The sequence below is a fragment of the Marinobacter sediminum genome (genome assembly GCF_023657445.1).
Classification (GTDB): domain Bacteria; phylum Pseudomonadota; class Gammaproteobacteria; order Pseudomonadales; family Oleiphilaceae; genus Marinobacter; species Marinobacter sediminum_A.
On the sequence record NZ_JAGTWY010000001.1, the window covers coordinates 2,696,822 to 2,711,526 of the forward strand.

Annotated in this window: 13 protein-coding genes; 5 read left to right on the top strand and 8 right to left on the bottom strand. The window is 57.8% G+C overall.

Annotated elements, in window-relative coordinates; translation table 11 throughout:
* Positions 1–32: 32 nt before the first annotated feature.
* The 3 genes from KFJ24_RS12780 to pedF all read right to left on the bottom strand — a co-directional run bounded on the left by KFJ24_RS12780 (position 33) and on the right by pedF (position 3,483).
* Positions 33–1,808, bottom strand: a complete 1,776-nt coding sequence (locus tag KFJ24_RS12780; RefSeq protein WP_250831479.1) for a PQQ-dependent methanol/ethanol family dehydrogenase — start codon at positions 1,806–1,808, stop codon at positions 33–35.
* A 214-nt stretch (positions 1,809–2,022) separates the two neighbouring features.
* Positions 2,023–2,979 (bottom strand): substrate-binding periplasmic protein, encoded by a 957-nt coding sequence (locus KFJ24_RS12785; RefSeq protein WP_250831480.1) that lies wholly within the window; start codon positions 2,977–2,979, stop codon positions 2,023–2,025.
* Between the two features lie 75 nt (positions 2,980–3,054).
* Positions 3,055–3,483: a cytochrome c-550 PedF gene (gene pedF, locus KFJ24_RS12790; RefSeq protein WP_250831481.1), complete on the bottom strand. Its 429-nt coding sequence runs from the start codon at positions 3,481–3,483 to the stop codon at positions 3,055–3,057.
* A gap of 263 nt (positions 3,484–3,746) precedes the next feature.
* Here pedF and KFJ24_RS12795 point away from each other — a divergent pair, with 263 nt between their 5' ends.
* The 4 genes from KFJ24_RS12795 to KFJ24_RS12810 are packed head-to-tail and all read left to right on the top strand — an operon-like array spanning position 3,747 to position 7,456.
* On the top strand, positions 3,747–4,922 hold the full coding sequence (locus KFJ24_RS12795; protein WP_250831482.1) for an ABC transporter substrate-binding protein: 1,176 nt from the start codon (positions 3,747–3,749) through the stop codon (positions 4,920–4,922).
* 37 nt (positions 4,923–4,959) lie between these two features.
* Positions 4,960–5,934, top strand: a complete 975-nt coding sequence (locus KFJ24_RS12800) for a YVTN family beta-propeller repeat protein (RefSeq protein ID WP_250831483.1) — start codon at positions 4,960–4,962, stop codon at positions 5,932–5,934.
* Positions 5,931–6,656, top strand: coding sequence for an ABC transporter ATP-binding protein (locus KFJ24_RS12805; protein ID WP_250831484.1), 726 nt, complete (start codon positions 5,931–5,933; stop codon positions 6,654–6,656). The genes KFJ24_RS12800 and KFJ24_RS12805 overlap by 4 nt, the downstream gene beginning before the upstream one ends.
* On the top strand, positions 6,653–7,456 hold the full coding sequence (locus KFJ24_RS12810) for an ABC transporter permease (RefSeq protein WP_250831485.1): 804 nt from the start codon (positions 6,653–6,655) through the stop codon (positions 7,454–7,456). Before KFJ24_RS12805 ends, KFJ24_RS12810 begins: the two co-directional genes overlap by 4 nt.
* A 217-nt stretch (positions 7,457–7,673) precedes the next feature.
* Here the strand turns inward: KFJ24_RS12810 and KFJ24_RS12815 are convergent, their stop codons facing one another.
* Genes KFJ24_RS12815 through KFJ24_RS12825 form a run of 3 tightly spaced genes read right to left on the bottom strand, consistent with a single transcriptional unit; the run spans position 7,674 to position 10,115 of the window.
* The gene (locus KFJ24_RS12815; protein ID WP_250831486.1) at positions 7,674–8,342 is read right to left on the bottom strand and encodes an ABC transporter ATP-binding protein; all 669 of its coding nucleotides are present in this window, start codon (positions 8,340–8,342) and stop codon (positions 7,674–7,676) included.
* Positions 8,335–9,126, bottom strand: a complete 792-nt coding sequence (locus KFJ24_RS12820; RefSeq protein WP_250831488.1) for an ABC transporter permease — start codon at positions 9,124–9,126, stop codon at positions 8,335–8,337. Before KFJ24_RS12820 ends, KFJ24_RS12815 begins: the two co-directional genes overlap by 8 nt.
* Positions 9,123–10,115, bottom strand: a complete 993-nt coding sequence (locus KFJ24_RS12825) for an ABC transporter substrate-binding protein (protein ID WP_434968012.1) — start codon at positions 10,113–10,115, stop codon at positions 9,123–9,125. The genes KFJ24_RS12820 and KFJ24_RS12825 overlap by 4 nt, the downstream gene beginning before the upstream one ends.
* Positions 10,116–10,387: 272 nt before the next feature.
* Here KFJ24_RS12825 and KFJ24_RS12830 point away from each other — a divergent pair, with 272 nt between their 5' ends.
* Positions 10,388–11,065, top strand: a complete 678-nt coding sequence (locus KFJ24_RS12830) for a response regulator (protein WP_250832640.1) — start codon at positions 10,388–10,390, stop codon at positions 11,063–11,065.
* A gap of 48 nt (positions 11,066–11,113) precedes the next feature.
* Here KFJ24_RS12830 and KFJ24_RS12835 read toward each other — a convergent pair whose 3' ends face one another.
* Both KFJ24_RS12835 and nosP read right to left on the bottom strand, forming a co-directional pair.
* Positions 11,114–13,393, bottom strand: a complete 2,280-nt coding sequence (locus tag KFJ24_RS12835) for a hybrid sensor histidine kinase/response regulator (RefSeq protein ID WP_250832641.1) — start codon at positions 13,391–13,393, stop codon at positions 11,114–11,116.
* Positions 13,371–14,540 (bottom strand): nitric oxide-sensing protein NosP, encoded by a 1,170-nt coding sequence (gene nosP / locus KFJ24_RS12840; RefSeq protein WP_434968013.1) that lies wholly within the window; start codon positions 14,538–14,540, stop codon positions 13,371–13,373. Before nosP ends, KFJ24_RS12835 begins: the two co-directional genes overlap by 23 nt.
* Between the last annotated feature and the right edge of the window lie 165 nt (positions 14,541–14,705).

The window sequence follows — 14,705 nt, forward strand, 5'->3', positions numbered from 1 at the left end:
CCCGCAGGCGACCTTTTCATTTATAGCCCGGATCAGTTGCTGGCAACACGATCCTTCGGCAGCTTGAAGGTCCAGACCATACCGCCCTGGTTGAAATCTTTCACCACCCTGGCCACTTCGCCACCCCAGAGTGGTACCGCACCACCCCAGCCAGAAGCCACGGAAACATACTGTTCGCCGTCCATAGTCCAGGTTATCGGAGTGCCGACCACGCCGGAGCCCGTGTTGAACTTGTAGAGTTCCTCGCCAGTTTTGGCATCAAACGCTTTCAGGTAGCCTTCCGGTGTGCCGGTGAAGACCAGATTACCCGCAGTAGCCATTACACCACCCCACAGAGGTGCGGTGTTCTCATGACGCCACACTTCCTTGCCGGTCTTCGGATCCATGGCACGGAGTACACCAATGTAATCATCGTTCGCCGGTTTGATGGTGAATCCGGCACCCAGGAACGCAGCGCCCTTCTTGTAGGAGACGGGCTCGTTCCAGATTTCCATGGACCACTCGTTGGACGGAACGTAGAACAGGCCGGTGTCCTGGCTGTAGGCCATGGGCATCCAGTTCTTGCCGCCCAGGAATGCAGGCTGCGCGACGACAGGGTTACCCTTGGTACCTTCGGTGACGCTGGGGTCACCCGGACGACCGTTGTCTGTAAAGATCGGACGACCGGTCTTCGGATCCAGGCCGGACGCCCAGGTGATCTTGTCGACGAACGGGAAGCCACGGATGAAGTCACCGTTTTCCCGGTTCAGAACGTACATGAAGCCGTTCCGGTCAGCGGTGGCCGCAGCCTTGATAGTCTTGCCGTTTTCCTTGTAGTCGAAAGAAATCAGCTCGTTCACACCATCGTAGTCCCAGCCGTCGTGGGGTGTGGTCTGGAAATGCCACTTGATGCTGCCGTCATCCGGATCAATGGCCAGACGGGAGGATGAGAACAGGTTGTCACCAGGACGCAGGTGCGAGTTCCAGGGCGCCGGGTTGCCGGTGCCAAAGAACAGAGAGTCGGTATCCGGATCATAGGTGCCGCCCAGCCAGGTCGCTGCGCCGCCATTCTTCCACATGTCGCCAGGCCAGGTTACGCCGGCTTTGCCACCTGAAATGCCATTCTCGACGGCCTTGCCATCCTTGTAGACATAGCCCATGTGACCTTCAACGGTCGGGCGCGTCCAGACCAGCTCACCGGTATTGGCGTCGTAGGCTTCGACCTTACCGACAATTCCGAACTCACCGCCCGATACGCCGGTAATCAGCTTGCCCTTAACCACGATGGGCGCAGCGGTAATGGCGTAACCGGCCTGATAGTCCGCCACTTTCTTGATCCACATTGGCTTACCGGTGTCCTTGTTCAGGGCTACCAGTTTGGCATCAAGGGTACCGAAGATTACTTTGTCGTCGTACAGGGCAACACCGCGGTTGACCACGTCGCAGCACGGCATAATGCCATCCGGCAGACGGGCATCGTACTGCCAGATTTCCTCGCCGGTCCTGACATCAATGGCGTAAACACGGGAATAGGAGGCGGTTACATACATCACACCGTCCTTCACCATCGGCTGGGACTCCTGGCCGCGCATTTTTTCGCTGCCAAAGGAAAAGGCCCATACCGGCTGCAGGTACTGGATATTGCTGGCATTCAAATCTTCCAGGGTGCTGTACCTCTGCCCCTGGGTACCCATGCCGTAGCTGACAATATCTTCCGGCGTGTTGGCATCGTTCATGATGTCTTCATCGGTGACCGCATGGGCCCCGTATGACACCGCCAGTGCCAAGGCGCTGGCGGCAATGCGAATCCCGAACTTGTTCGATCTCATGGTTGCGCTCTCCAATTCTCTTGTTTTCGGTTTCTCGGCGAACCGGGAACTTTCCCGTCTCTAACATCGATTCTTCGCTTTGTAAGAAAAACCAACAATTACCCCGCGGAACAGGTTTTCTCATCACTTGGTAGTACTACCTCAAACAAAAAAGCCCGCGAGAACGTCGCGGGCTTTTTCCATAGTCTTTAAAAAAACTGTCCGGAGTCGGGAATCATAACGCCCCCTCAGCGCGGGCAATCGCCTCTTCGCTGAGAAATTCCCGGTAATACTGGGGCACGCCATATCGCAGATCCAGGTCAGCAAAGACGGCATCCAGCTCCCCGGACTTCACCAGATCGCCGACGATAGACTCCACGGCGTACCCAAGCTGCCGGTGATTGGATTTGACGGCCATGCCGACATCCCACACCTGTTTACCAATACCGGGGAAGCCGTTGCCTGCCGCCCTGAACTGGCGGTTTTCAGGCTTGGCGAGTTCATGGTCAATTTCAGCCCGCATTCCCATCACCGCACTGACATCCCCCTCGCGCATGGCGCGAAAAGCCTCCCTCACACTGGCGAAATGCTGAACCTGATCCCGCATTCTTCCGCGAAGCCCCGAGGTCAGATAGAAGTCCGGCAGGGTATCAATCTCTACACCAATGGGGTGGTACTGAAACACCGCAACGGTATCCACCGAATCCAGCTTTCCCGGGTTGAAAGCGATCTGCCAGCGCTCCTGCTGGTAGGGTCCGAAAAGAACGACCTGCTCGTTAATGTACTCACCCGTGGAGTCCTGCATGTAGGCGTACTCCTTGTCGTAGGGCACACGCATCATGATGTCGGCCAGGCGCTGTTTGGCGAGGTAATGACCTTTCCAGACATTGTTCCTCAGGTCATCGCCGAGATTCTCGTCCGGCACAATCCAGTGAACCTTAAAGTCCACCCCTATTTCACGGGCGATACGCTTGCCGAGCTCCACATCAATGCCCCGGGGCTCACCGTCTACGGCGTAGGAGTATGGCGGGAAGTTTTCGTAGACACCGACCTTCAGATAGCCCGACTCAAGAATAATATCGTAGGTGCGGTCCGCTGGCCGATTCAGTATGGGATCGCCATCGTTCATTTCCTGGGCAGTTGCCACCTGAAGACACAGAAGCAGTGTGAAAATACCGGCTATCGCTTTCATTGTTTTCTCCCCAACGGCCTCAGGCCGGCACAAGGCCGGCCCGGGAACAGACCTTCATCTCATTCGTCCGACACATTACTCGGGCTTTGGCAGCGACTCGACATAGGCTTTGATCGCCCACATGGCATTTTGATCCAGGGTCTTTTTCCAGGACGGCATGCCTCGGTCGGTGCCATTACGGACACGGTTGATGAAGTACTCATCGTCCCACTCGGTCAGCTCCCTCAAATCCGGAGTGAGGCCACCGGACATGGCCCGGATGCCATGGCAGCCGGCGCAATTGCCAGCGTACGCGCTCTCTCCCACTTCAACGGCCTGTGCGTTCACGTCACCGTGCGAATTGCCTTCGCGGAAGGGATTTTCGATCAGAACCTCGTCACCGAGTTCTGGCAGATTGCCGGTATCAACTTCCTGGGGAGTAACATTCCCATGGGCCAGGACCAGGCCGGCTGCACCTAACAAGGTGGCAGTGACCAATACTTTGAATGAAAAGGACGTTGTCATTGTTGCTACCTCTGTGTTGATTCCCGGTGCGCTGGCTATTGGATTTATCAGGTGCCAACTTGCTGACCTCAAGTTTAGGAAGCCCGCCGCCCAATCCGAATGCCACTTTGGAGGATTTGACCTAGTTCCTTGGTAGTAGATTGGAGGTGTTGCCCGCAAAATCTCCTCCTTTAGTACTGTCTGATTGCGACTTTCTGAATATTTCAGCGCCTGGCCGCCTTCTCTAAGCTCGGTGGGAAAGAAAACAAAAATCAGGAGTTCCTATGTATCGCCGCTGCCTGCGGAGACTTGCCGTTCTGATTTCAGCAGCCTTTTTGTCGGCGACACTGGCTGCGCAGCCGGTTGAGGTGACCATTGGCTATATTCAATGGATACCCGATCAGGGCCCGGTACTGTCCAACGTTATTCCGGAACCTGAAGACGCTGGCCTCCGTGGGGCCGAACTCGCCATCGCCGACAACAACACCACCGGCAAATTCCTGGACCAGAAGTACCTTTTCGAGAGCGAGACCACGGACTCAGAGCAAGCCGCCCTAGACGCGTTTGAGGCAATGCAGAAGAAAGGCATTGAGCTGTTCGTGATCAGGGCCCCCGCCAACACTCTCGAAACCATGATCGACAGAGCCGGAGCAACCACGCTTATCTTTAACGCTGGCGCGAAGGATGGCCACCTGCGCACCACCAGCTGTTACCCGAACCTGCTGCACACAATGCCCAGCTACGCCATGCTCACCGATGCCCTTGGCCAGTGGCTCAATCAGCGTCGCTGGAACGAAGTCTTTCTGATTACCGGGCCAACCGAAGCAGACCAGGCCTGGGCCGGTGCCTTCCGTCGCTCCGCCAGGCGCTTTGGTCTGGACATTGTGGAAGACAAAGCCTGGACCTTTGACGCCGACCTGCGCCGCACGGCATCTAAAGAACTGCCTTTATTTACCCAGGGCGACGATTACGATGCGGTGGTGGTCGCCGATGTCCGGGGCGATTTTGGCGAGTATGTGCCATTCAACACCTGGTTGCCGCGCCCGGTTGTGGGCACCCAGGGTATGTCACCGGTCGCCTGGCATCGCGTGGTGGAAAGCTGGGGCGCAGCGCAACTGCAGAGCCGCTTCCGGAAACTGGCTGGCCGCGACATGAACAGCGAGGATTACGCCGCCTGGACGGCGGTTCGCTCCATCGGCACTGCCGTCACCCGGACCGGCAAAGCCAATGCTGCAGCCATTCGCGCGTTTTTGTTCAGTGACAAATTCCAGCTGGCAGCATTCAAGGGGCGCAAGCTGACCTACCGGGACTGGAACGCTCAGCTGCGACAACCCATACCGCTGATTCACCCTCGTGGCCTGGTGGCCCGGGCACCCTTTGAAGGTTTTCTGCACCCCAACACCCAAATGGATACCCTCGGCTTCGACAAGCCTGAGAGTGAATGCCGTATCAACGAGTGAGACGCCGAGCAGGCTCGAAATAACAAGGAGAAAGTCCGTGAGAACCGCATTGAAACATATCACCCTGAGTGCACTGATTGGCCTGTCTACACCGGCACTGGCGAGCCTTGCCTACGTCTCCAACGAAAAGGACAACACGCTTTCGATCATCGATACGGAGTCGCAGACAGTCGTGGATACCATTGAGGTAGGTGCCCGGCCTCGGGGCATTCTGCTCTCGAAGGACTATACCAGGCTGTATATCTGCGCCAGCGATGACGATACCGTTCAGGTGATGGACCTGGCCACCCGCAGGATTATTGATACCCTGCCCTCGGGTGAGGATCCTGAGCAGTTTGCGCTGCACCCGAACAACAGGCACCTGTATATCTCGAACGAAGATGACGCCATCGTGACCGTGGTGGATGTGACCAACAAAGATGTCCTGGCCCAGATTGACGTTGGCATCGAGCCCGAAGGCATGGCGGTCAGCCCGGATGGCAAGTGGGCGGTGAATACCAGCGAAACCACGAGCATGCTGCACTGGATCAACACCGAAACTTTTAAGATCGAGAAAAACATTGTTGTTGGCCAGCGGCCGAGGCATGTGGAGTTCAGCAAGGACAGCAAGATTGCATGGGCGTCTGCTGAAATTGGCGGCACCGTGCACATTATCGACGTCGATAAGCTGGAACAGATCCATCAGATGACGTTCAAGGTACCCGGAGTCAACCAGGACCGGGTACAACCGGTGGGCATTGAGCTGACTTCCGATGGCAGGTACGCCTTCGTGGCCCTGGGCCCGTCCAACCACGTTGCGGTCGTGGACGCTCAAAGCTATGAAGTGCTGGATTATCTGCTGGTCGGCGCCCGGGTCTGGCAACTGGACCTGGATAAAGACGAAAAACACCTCTATACCACTAATGGTGTCTCCGGTGATGTCTCGATCATCGATATCGAAGATATGAAAGTCATCAAATCCATCAAAGTAGGCCGCTACCCCTGGGGTGTGGTCATAGATCCGACTTCATGACGATAGAAGCCCGCAACATCAGCTTTCGCTATGGCGACAAGCCCGTGCTCAAGGAAGTCAGTTTTAGCCTGACCTCCGGTCAATTCCATGCCCTGCTGGGTCCCAATGGCGCGGGCAAATCCACCCTGTTTGGCTTGCTGACCCGGCTGCTGGCATTGCAGCAGGGTGACATCCTGATGGCCGGGCAGTCCCTGGCAAACCAACCGGCCGAGGCCATGCGACGGATTGGCGTCGTATTCCAGCAAAATGCTCTGGACCTGGACCTTACGGTGCGACAGAACCTGATGTATCACGGTGCGCTGCATGGGTTGTCGCGCAGGGAAACCCGTGCCCGGGGTGATCGTGAGCTGGAGCGTTTTGGTTTGCTCGACCGGGCCAACGATGCGGTGCGCAAGCTCAATGGCGGCCATCGCCGCCGGGTGGAAATCGCCCGCGCCCTGCTGCACCAGCCCTCGCTGTTGTTGCTGGATGAGCCGACTGTCGGCCTGGATGTGGCCAGCCGGAAGGCACTCAGCGATCATGTGCGCACGCTCTGTGAGGAGGACGGCCTGACCGTGCTCTGGGCGACCCACCTGATTGAAGAGGTCCGCCAGGAGGACAGGGTGCTGATTCTGCATCAGGGCCAGTTATTGGCCGATGGTTCCGGCCGGGCAATCTGCGAAGCCGAAGGTACCCGGGATCTGGCAGAAACCTTCGAATCCCTGACCGGAGCAGCGTCATGAAACCGGCTCATTACTGGCACTGTTTTGTTGGCATCCAGACCCGGGAATGGCTGCGGTTCTGGCAACAGAGAACCCGGTTTGCCAGCGCTCTGGTGCGCCCCCTGCTCTGGCTCGTGGTGTTTGCCGCCGGTTTCCGGGCGGTGCTCGGTATCTCCATCATTCCCCCCTATGAAACCTACATTACCTACGAGACCTACATTGCTCCCGGGCTCTGCGGGATGATTATCCTGTTCAACAGTATGCAGGGTGCACTTTCCATGGTGTATGACCGGGAACTGGGCAGCATGCGGGTACTGCTCATGAGCCCCCTGCCCAGGCCATTCCTGCTGGTAACCAAACTGCTGGCCATGGGCGTGGTGTCGGTGGGCCAGGTGTATGTGTTTCTGTTGCTGGCTCTGCTGGTGGATGTGGAACCACCGCTCTGGGGCTATCTGGCCGTGCTGCCGGCCCTGGTGTTGGCCAGTCTGATGCTGGGGGCGCTGGGCTTGCTGATTGCCACCTGGATCAAGCAGCTTGAGAACTTTGCCGGGGTGATGAATTTCGTCATCTTCCCGATGTTCTTTATGTCATCGGCGCTGTATCCGCTGTGGCGGATGAAGGAGGCCAGCCCATGGCTTTACTGGGTTTGCCAATTCAACCCGTTTACCCATGCGGTGGAAGCGATCCGGTTTTCGCTGTATCTGGAGTGGAATCCTTTTGCTTTGGGAGTGACAACCGGGGTGACTGTGGTGCTGGTGATGTTGGCCACTGCCGGATTCCGACCACAGAGGACCAAAATATTGGGGACCAAGCCGGCCTGACTCTGGGAGGCTCAGCCACCGGGTATCACCTTCCAAAACTGTGCGGAGCCAGGGGTGAAGAGCGAGAGCTCTTCACGGGCAGGCCATGGACGGCCTGCCCAGGACCCTCAGTGCGACGCAGGAGCAATTAGCGCTGAGGGGCGGAGCCCAAGCCGAACAGGACGTCTTGAGGCGTGTTTTGGAAGGTGATACCCGGCGGCTGCTCTGACTTGGTCAGTTAACCGGTCGGTTCGAGATTTCTCAGTTTTCCCAAGAGACCATTAACAAGGCCGGGTTCTTCAATCGCGTCATCCCATTGCAGCCGCGCTGGCTTACCATCAAGGTACCACAGGCGATTGGCCAGGGTTGCGGCATCACCACCATCATGGGTTACGCAGATCATCGCCATGCCGGGACTGGCGTCCAGTATCTCGGCAATCAGCGCTTTGAGTCCGTCCGCCATGACCGGATCAAGAGACGCAAAGGGTTCGTCGAGCAACAGCAATTCGGGTTTAACGGCCAGACAACGGGCCAGCGCCGCTCGCCGGGCCATGCCGAGGGAGAGTTGATCGGGCAGATAATGACTGTAGCCAGCCAGACCAACCCGGACCAGATAGTCCTCAGCCTCGCGCGCCGATACCCCCACCAGTTCAAGGTTGGCGCGCAGGCTGCGCCAGGGTAGCAATCGGTGTTCCTGGAACAGGTATCCAATCCGCAACCGTTCACGGCCAATGAGGGCACTATCCGGCACCGTCGAATCCAGTCCCGCTATGGCATTCAGCAATGTGGTTTTGCCAATGCCGGAGGGACCAAGCAGGCAGATACGATCGCCCCGTTCTATGGTGGCAAAGACTTCTCCCAGTACCGGCTTGCCGAAATCGCGGCCGGCGATGCGCAGCTCAAGCACAGGCCACCTCTGGTCGACGCCAGCGGCTGGATCGGCGCTCCAATGGTTGCAGAATGGCCAGTTCTATCAGTTGGACAACTGCAATAAACGCCAGGCTGTAGGCAAGGATGGACGCCACGTCGAAGATCTGGAACGCCATATGGAGCTGAAACCCCACCCCACTGGAGCGGCCCAGAAGTTCGACGACCAGGACAATTTTCCAGATCAGGGCCAGTCCGCCACGGGTGGCCACCATCAGGTAGGGAAACAGCTGGGGCACCCAGACGTGCCGGAACCTCTGCCATCGGGAGAATCGGTAGACGGTTGCCATTTCTTCCAGCCGGAAGTCCAGGCTACGGGCCCCTTCACGAACCGTCACGGCAACGTTGGGAACCTTGTTGATGACGACCGCCATCACCGCAGCAACTTCCACCAGACCAAACCAGACATACATCAGGATGATGGTAACCAGCGCCGGCAGGTTGAGCAGCAGAACCAGCAGGGGATCAAACAGGGCATTGGTGGTGGCCGATCGCCCCATTGCCAGCCCGATCAGGGTGCCGAGCAACATGGCCAGGAAAAACGCCAGCAAAACACGGCGCAGGGTGGCCCCCAGGTGATACCAGAGATCACCGGAACTGGCTTCCCGTACGAGGGTATCAAGTACGGTGCCCGGCGAAGGTAGCAGCGGTGACTGGATGAGCCACGACGTCAGGGCCCACAGCACCAGGACCGAGGGCAATACCACCCAGTAACTCCAGGTCGGAGGCCGCCCCCGTTCCGGCGCACCTCCAAAGATGGTCATGGCTGGCTCCGGTAGAACAGACGCTCTGGCATGACCTGGCCGGCACCTACCCCTGTCAGCTCCAGCAGGTCCTGCAAGTCCGCGACACGACCGTCGGTCAGGGGCTCAGGTGTTCCCGCAACGAAGCCCGCTCGCAGGGCACCGAAAACCGAATCCTCCGGATTTCGCATGAGAGGTCGCAATCGCTTCCAGGCCGACGGCTGCAGCGCAAGCTCTGCCTTGGCCTCAGCGACTGAACGGGCAAACCGGTCTACGAGCCCGCCGTGTTCGCCCGCCCAGTTTTCCGGAAACACATACCCCAGCACGGGCAGGTTGCGATCCAGGCCCATGGCTGCGAGCAAATCGGCCATACCGAAGGCTGAACGCCAGCCACCCTGCCCCTTCAGACGGGCGGCGAAGTGCCAGTATGTGACGATGACATCCACCTGCCCCCGTTTAAGCGCCTGACTCAGCAATGGTGGCGCGGCATACTGAACCCGCGCCGATCCTGTCAGGTCGATACCCTGGCCGGCAGCCACTTTTTGCAGCAGGATCCAGCCCTTGCTGTCTGGCCCGCCAGCGACCCCGATACGCAACCCCTCCAGGTCGGACACGTCATGCACAGCAGAGTCCTCGGGCACCACAATGTCACCGATCCGGGATGAAAATGGCAGGTAGAGATACGGACGGCCGGCCTGATACCGGGACTGGACCCACAACAGATCTGCTACCGCACCATTCACCGATCCACTGGTAATCGCAAGATGTGATGCTGGCAGGTTGGCAACCGGCCTCAGAGACAGTCGGTAGCCATGCTTGCGATCCAGTTGCTGGTGCACGATATGATCGAGTTCCCAATGCGCGGTGCCAGACTGCAGCACGCTGATCGACAGCTCCGGCAAGAATTGCTTCTGATCGGCCAGGACCATCGAGCCAGAAAGCTGTATCAGAACCAGCGCAAGCCAAGCGGCAAATGCGGATAGGCCCGATTTTCTTTGTTGTAGGTTCATTCCTCCACGATACGAACCCCGGTGGCACGCAAGAATAGTACTTTGGTGCCTGTTTTTTGGTGCGATGGTCGCATTCAACCGAAGTCCGGTATGGAGTGTAATGAAACCATCACAATAATAACCCGAGGCCCGGCGTCACTTCGCTGCGCCGACTACCCTCTGCAAAGGAGGCTGCCATGCTTGACGAGCTCGATGCCGCACTCTCTTCCGAAAACAGCTATCATGGCTCGGAAACGATCCCCGACAATGAGAATAAACAGGTAGACACTTTCATGGAGCCGGCTTACAAGATCCTGATCGCCGATGACCACCCGCTGTTCCGGGAAGCCATCAGTAGCGTAATCGCTTCCGGCTTCGCAGGCAGTGAGATCATTGAGACGGACGACCTGGACAGTGCGCTTGAGATTACCAGGGGGAACGATGACCTGGACCTGATCCTTCTGGACCTGAACATGCCGGGCATGCACGGGCTGAACGGGTTGATCACCCTTCGTAACGAGGCTCCGACCATTCCCGTTGTGATTGTTTCGGCGGAGGAAGACAAGCAAGTGGTGCTGCAAGCCATCACGTATGGCGCTGTGGGTTTCATCACCAAGTCATCCCCACGGGCCCAGATGACCGAGGCGATCCAGCAAATTCTGAATGGCAATGTCTACCTGCCATCAGACATCATTCGTACCGGCAAGCAAAGCTCCAGTCGCCGAAACCGTAACGATGACAATCCGATTTCGCCAGAGCTGCTCAACTCCCTGACCCGCCGCCAGCTGCTGGTTCTGGAGCGCATGTCCAAGGGCGAGTCCAATAAGCAGATCGCCTACAACCTCAACATTGCAGAGACTACGGTCAAGGCGCATGTTTCAGCCATTCTGCGCAAACTGGGCGTTCATAACCGCGTTCAGGCGATTCTCTCCGCCAGCGACGTGGATTTCAGCCAGTATTTGAAACGGTAACAAACGCAAAACCTGCGGGCCTGAATAACCGGGACTCATGCCGGCTATTCAGCGCCTGATCCGACCAGATCCGTTGATCAGATGACTCAACATACTACGAAGCTTGAGCGGCTTAACGGGTTTGTTCATTAACGAGTAGCCCAGTCCCCGTATGTGCTGCTTCAGTTCGTTGGTGTAATTGGCAGTAATCATAATGACCGGCGCGGGATACTGCCGACGCTCATTGATACTGGCCACAACATCGACACCGGTTTCATCGTGATCGAGATGGTAGTCTGCCAGAATCAGATCCACAGGGCTTTCGGCAGGGTTCAGTTGCCGCTCCAGATCCGCCAGGGAGACTGCCGTAATCACCTGGCAGTCCCAACCTTCCAGCAACGTAAGCATCCCTTTGCAAATGGCGAGGTCATTGTCGATCACCCAGATTCGTGCGCCATCCAGACCACTGTCCAGCGAGGCAAGCGGCTTATCGTCAGTACCCGGGAGCCTGGGCTGCAGCCGACCAAGCGGCACCCGGACGCTGAACACCGACCCCTTGCCCTCAATGGATGAAACCCTTACTTCATGTCCCAGCATTCGTGAGATCTTGTCCACAATCGCAAGCCCCAGGCCCAGACCCTTGTCCGGCTGCGAACCAGCAGGACGGGCACGTTTGAATTCCTGAAAGATTTCGGTGAGCTTATCTTCCGGAATGCCCGGCCCGGTGTCCCATACCTGCAACAGCACGTGGTCGGCGCGGCGACGACAGCCAAACAGAATGCGGCCGGAACCGGTATAACGAATGGCATTGGTGAGAAAGTTGCGAAGTATCCGGGCCAGCAATTGGGAATCGGATTCAACCACCGCGGATGAGGAGACAAAATCAAGCTCCAGCCCTTCCGCTACCGCCATCTGCCTGAATTCCCGGGCGATGTTGTTAAGCAGATCCCGGAGGTCAAAGGCCGTCACATCAGGCTTGATCACCCCGGCGTCCAACTTGGAAATATCCACCAGGGTACCCAGCAGATTTTCCACATCATCCAGGGACCTGCTCACGGATCGGACGAGCCCCTCGGCCCTGGCGCCGAACGACTGCTCCAGCAAGGCACTGGTGAACAAGCGCGCCGCATTCAACGGTTGCAGCAAATCATGGCTGACCGCAGCCAGGAACTTGGTCTTGGACAGGTTTGCCCGTTCAGCCTCAAGCTTGGCGTCTCTGAGCCGGGCTTCCACAGCCGCTCGCTCGGTAATTTCCTGACGTAGCTGGTTGTTCAGCCCGGTTAATGCCGCCGTTCGCTCCTTCACCCGGCGCTCCAGGTTGTCATAGGCCTGTTCGAGCGCCAGTGCGGTCTTGCGGCGGTCGGTGATGTCACGGATCAGGACAAAGAAACCGGTAATGACGCCTTCTTCGTCGTAATTCGGTACGTACGAGCGAAGCATGTAACGCACATCACCTGCCTCTCCGGTCTCCTCGAACTCGAAGGTAACACTGTTACCCGCCAGTGTTTGCTCGACCTGGGGCAATAAACGACGGTAGAACTCGGACGAATGAACCTCCTCCAGGGATTTACCCAGAGGTGTTTCGCCGTTGCGGCCATACCAGGCCTCATAGACCTTGTTGCAGAATTGCACGGTCATATCGGCACCGACATAGGCGATCAGCGCGGGCACGTGGTCGGTAACCACCCTGATCCAGCGCTCGCTCTCTTCCAGCGCCTTGATGCGGCGTGCCATTTCGCTGTTCTTGACGTCGGTGATGTCAGAATACAGCACCACCAGTCCGCCCTCCCGGGTTGGCCGCTCGGTCATTTGCACCCAGCGGTCGTTAGACAGCAGGAACACCACGCCTTCAGAGTCCGGGTGGCCATGCTCCTCCAATATAAGGCCGGAGGTCAGTGCCTGTGTTTTTACATCGACAATGGAAGTACCGGGGGCAGGCGGCTCCAGACCAGCCTGGCGCCAGTAGCTGCGGAAACGGGTGTTGCTCTGGATTAGCCGATGCTGGTGATCGAACAGCACAAATCCGTCGGCAATACTTTCGATCGCGTCGCTGAGACGCTGGCGGGTGGTTTCAGCCTCTTCCCGGGCACGATTCAGGGCTTTGTTACTGCCCTTGAGCTCATCCATGGCCTGATTCAACGCGTCCGTACGCTCGCGCACCTGCTCTGCCAGCACCACCGAGTGCTCAAATGCCGCATAGGGCTCGGGCTTATGGGCGGAGCCGGATTCCACACGGACAATCAAGGCATCGCGAATCTTCCGCAGGCGTTCGTTTTCCGCCTCCAGCTCCGCAATTCGCTGGTCTTTGAGCTCGTCGGTGAGAGCCTCAGGATTGTCCGGAGCGGACATCAGGCTGGCCAATGACCACCCCCGTAAAAGTCTGATTGATATGCATACCGTCGAACTGCTCACCGTAGGTGTTGAACCCGATAACCTTGTGGTGCCGCAGGAATTCGGACACGGACTCCACTTCGCCGGTCAGCTCCGCCTCCAGGCGACGCAGGAAACAGTCACAGCCTATGGTCACCAATGGCGGCCCCACAACGCGCTCTGACGCTTCAATCTGCGTGCGTACACTGTCGAGGAGTGATTCCGGTTCCATGGCCGTCATCACGATCCCGGTCTCTACCGCACAATAAAAGGTCAGGCTCTTGTCGGGATTTACCCGCTGGATCGATCTGACAAAATAATGGCCACCGATTTTTACCCCCAGGGGCCGTAGCGCAAACACTTTGCGGTCGAGGGCGTCTACCTCCACGCCGACCGCACGCGCATAGGCATCGGCTGCGGGTTCGGCATTGAGCTCATATACCGTACGGCTCTCGGGGCAGGCATCGGTAACCACCAGCTTCTGACTTCGCTCAACCATGTGGTGGGTTGAAAATACCCGGAAGTCCAGAGGGGTATTCACCAGCAACACCGTCGCCGCGCCGGTATGAAACCGGCCGTCATAGAAAACATGGGTGTTTGCCAGCCGCTCATCATCACCGGCCGAGCCTCCGAACTGAGGTATGCTCCCCAGGGCAGCGTTTAGCGTGGCCAGCACGAGCTCCTCACGGCTGGAAAGTCCGTCAAGCAAGGTGATGGCAAAGGTATTGCCTTTCACCGGCGCCAGTCGCGCGTCCCGGCAAGTAGCAAGCAAGCCGTCTATCACGCCCTGGGCATCCTGCAGCGAAAACTGGTCCAGCTCGCGAATCAGTGCGCAATCAATTGCAAAATAGCGCTTGTCGAAGCCGATCGCAGTGATGCATCCACGGCCGTAACCCTCCGGGGTAATCTCGCCTGCTGATGTACAGCCACAAACCCGAGCCCCCTGAAAAACATGCTCAAGGGCAGGACCGAGCCTCTCGAGGTCATACTCGGCAGAACAGAAAAACAGGACACAACCAAGATGTTCGTGGTTGAGCTGACTTGCGAGGTTGGTGGCAGCCAGCATCGGATCGCGAACGCTGGAGCTTGCAACCCTGACGGCGGGCATCGTCGTCGCTGACTTCATAGAGGCAGGCTCCGGATACGGATAGCTTTTAACCGATTTTACGGCATCCGAAAACGTAGCCAATGCGACTTCAGTGCTTTTAATGGGTGCGCCAAAATGATCGTAAGCCATTGATTAAAAACCCTCTGAATCAATGTCTGGTGGCGCGGCCGGTTTCCTCTCCGG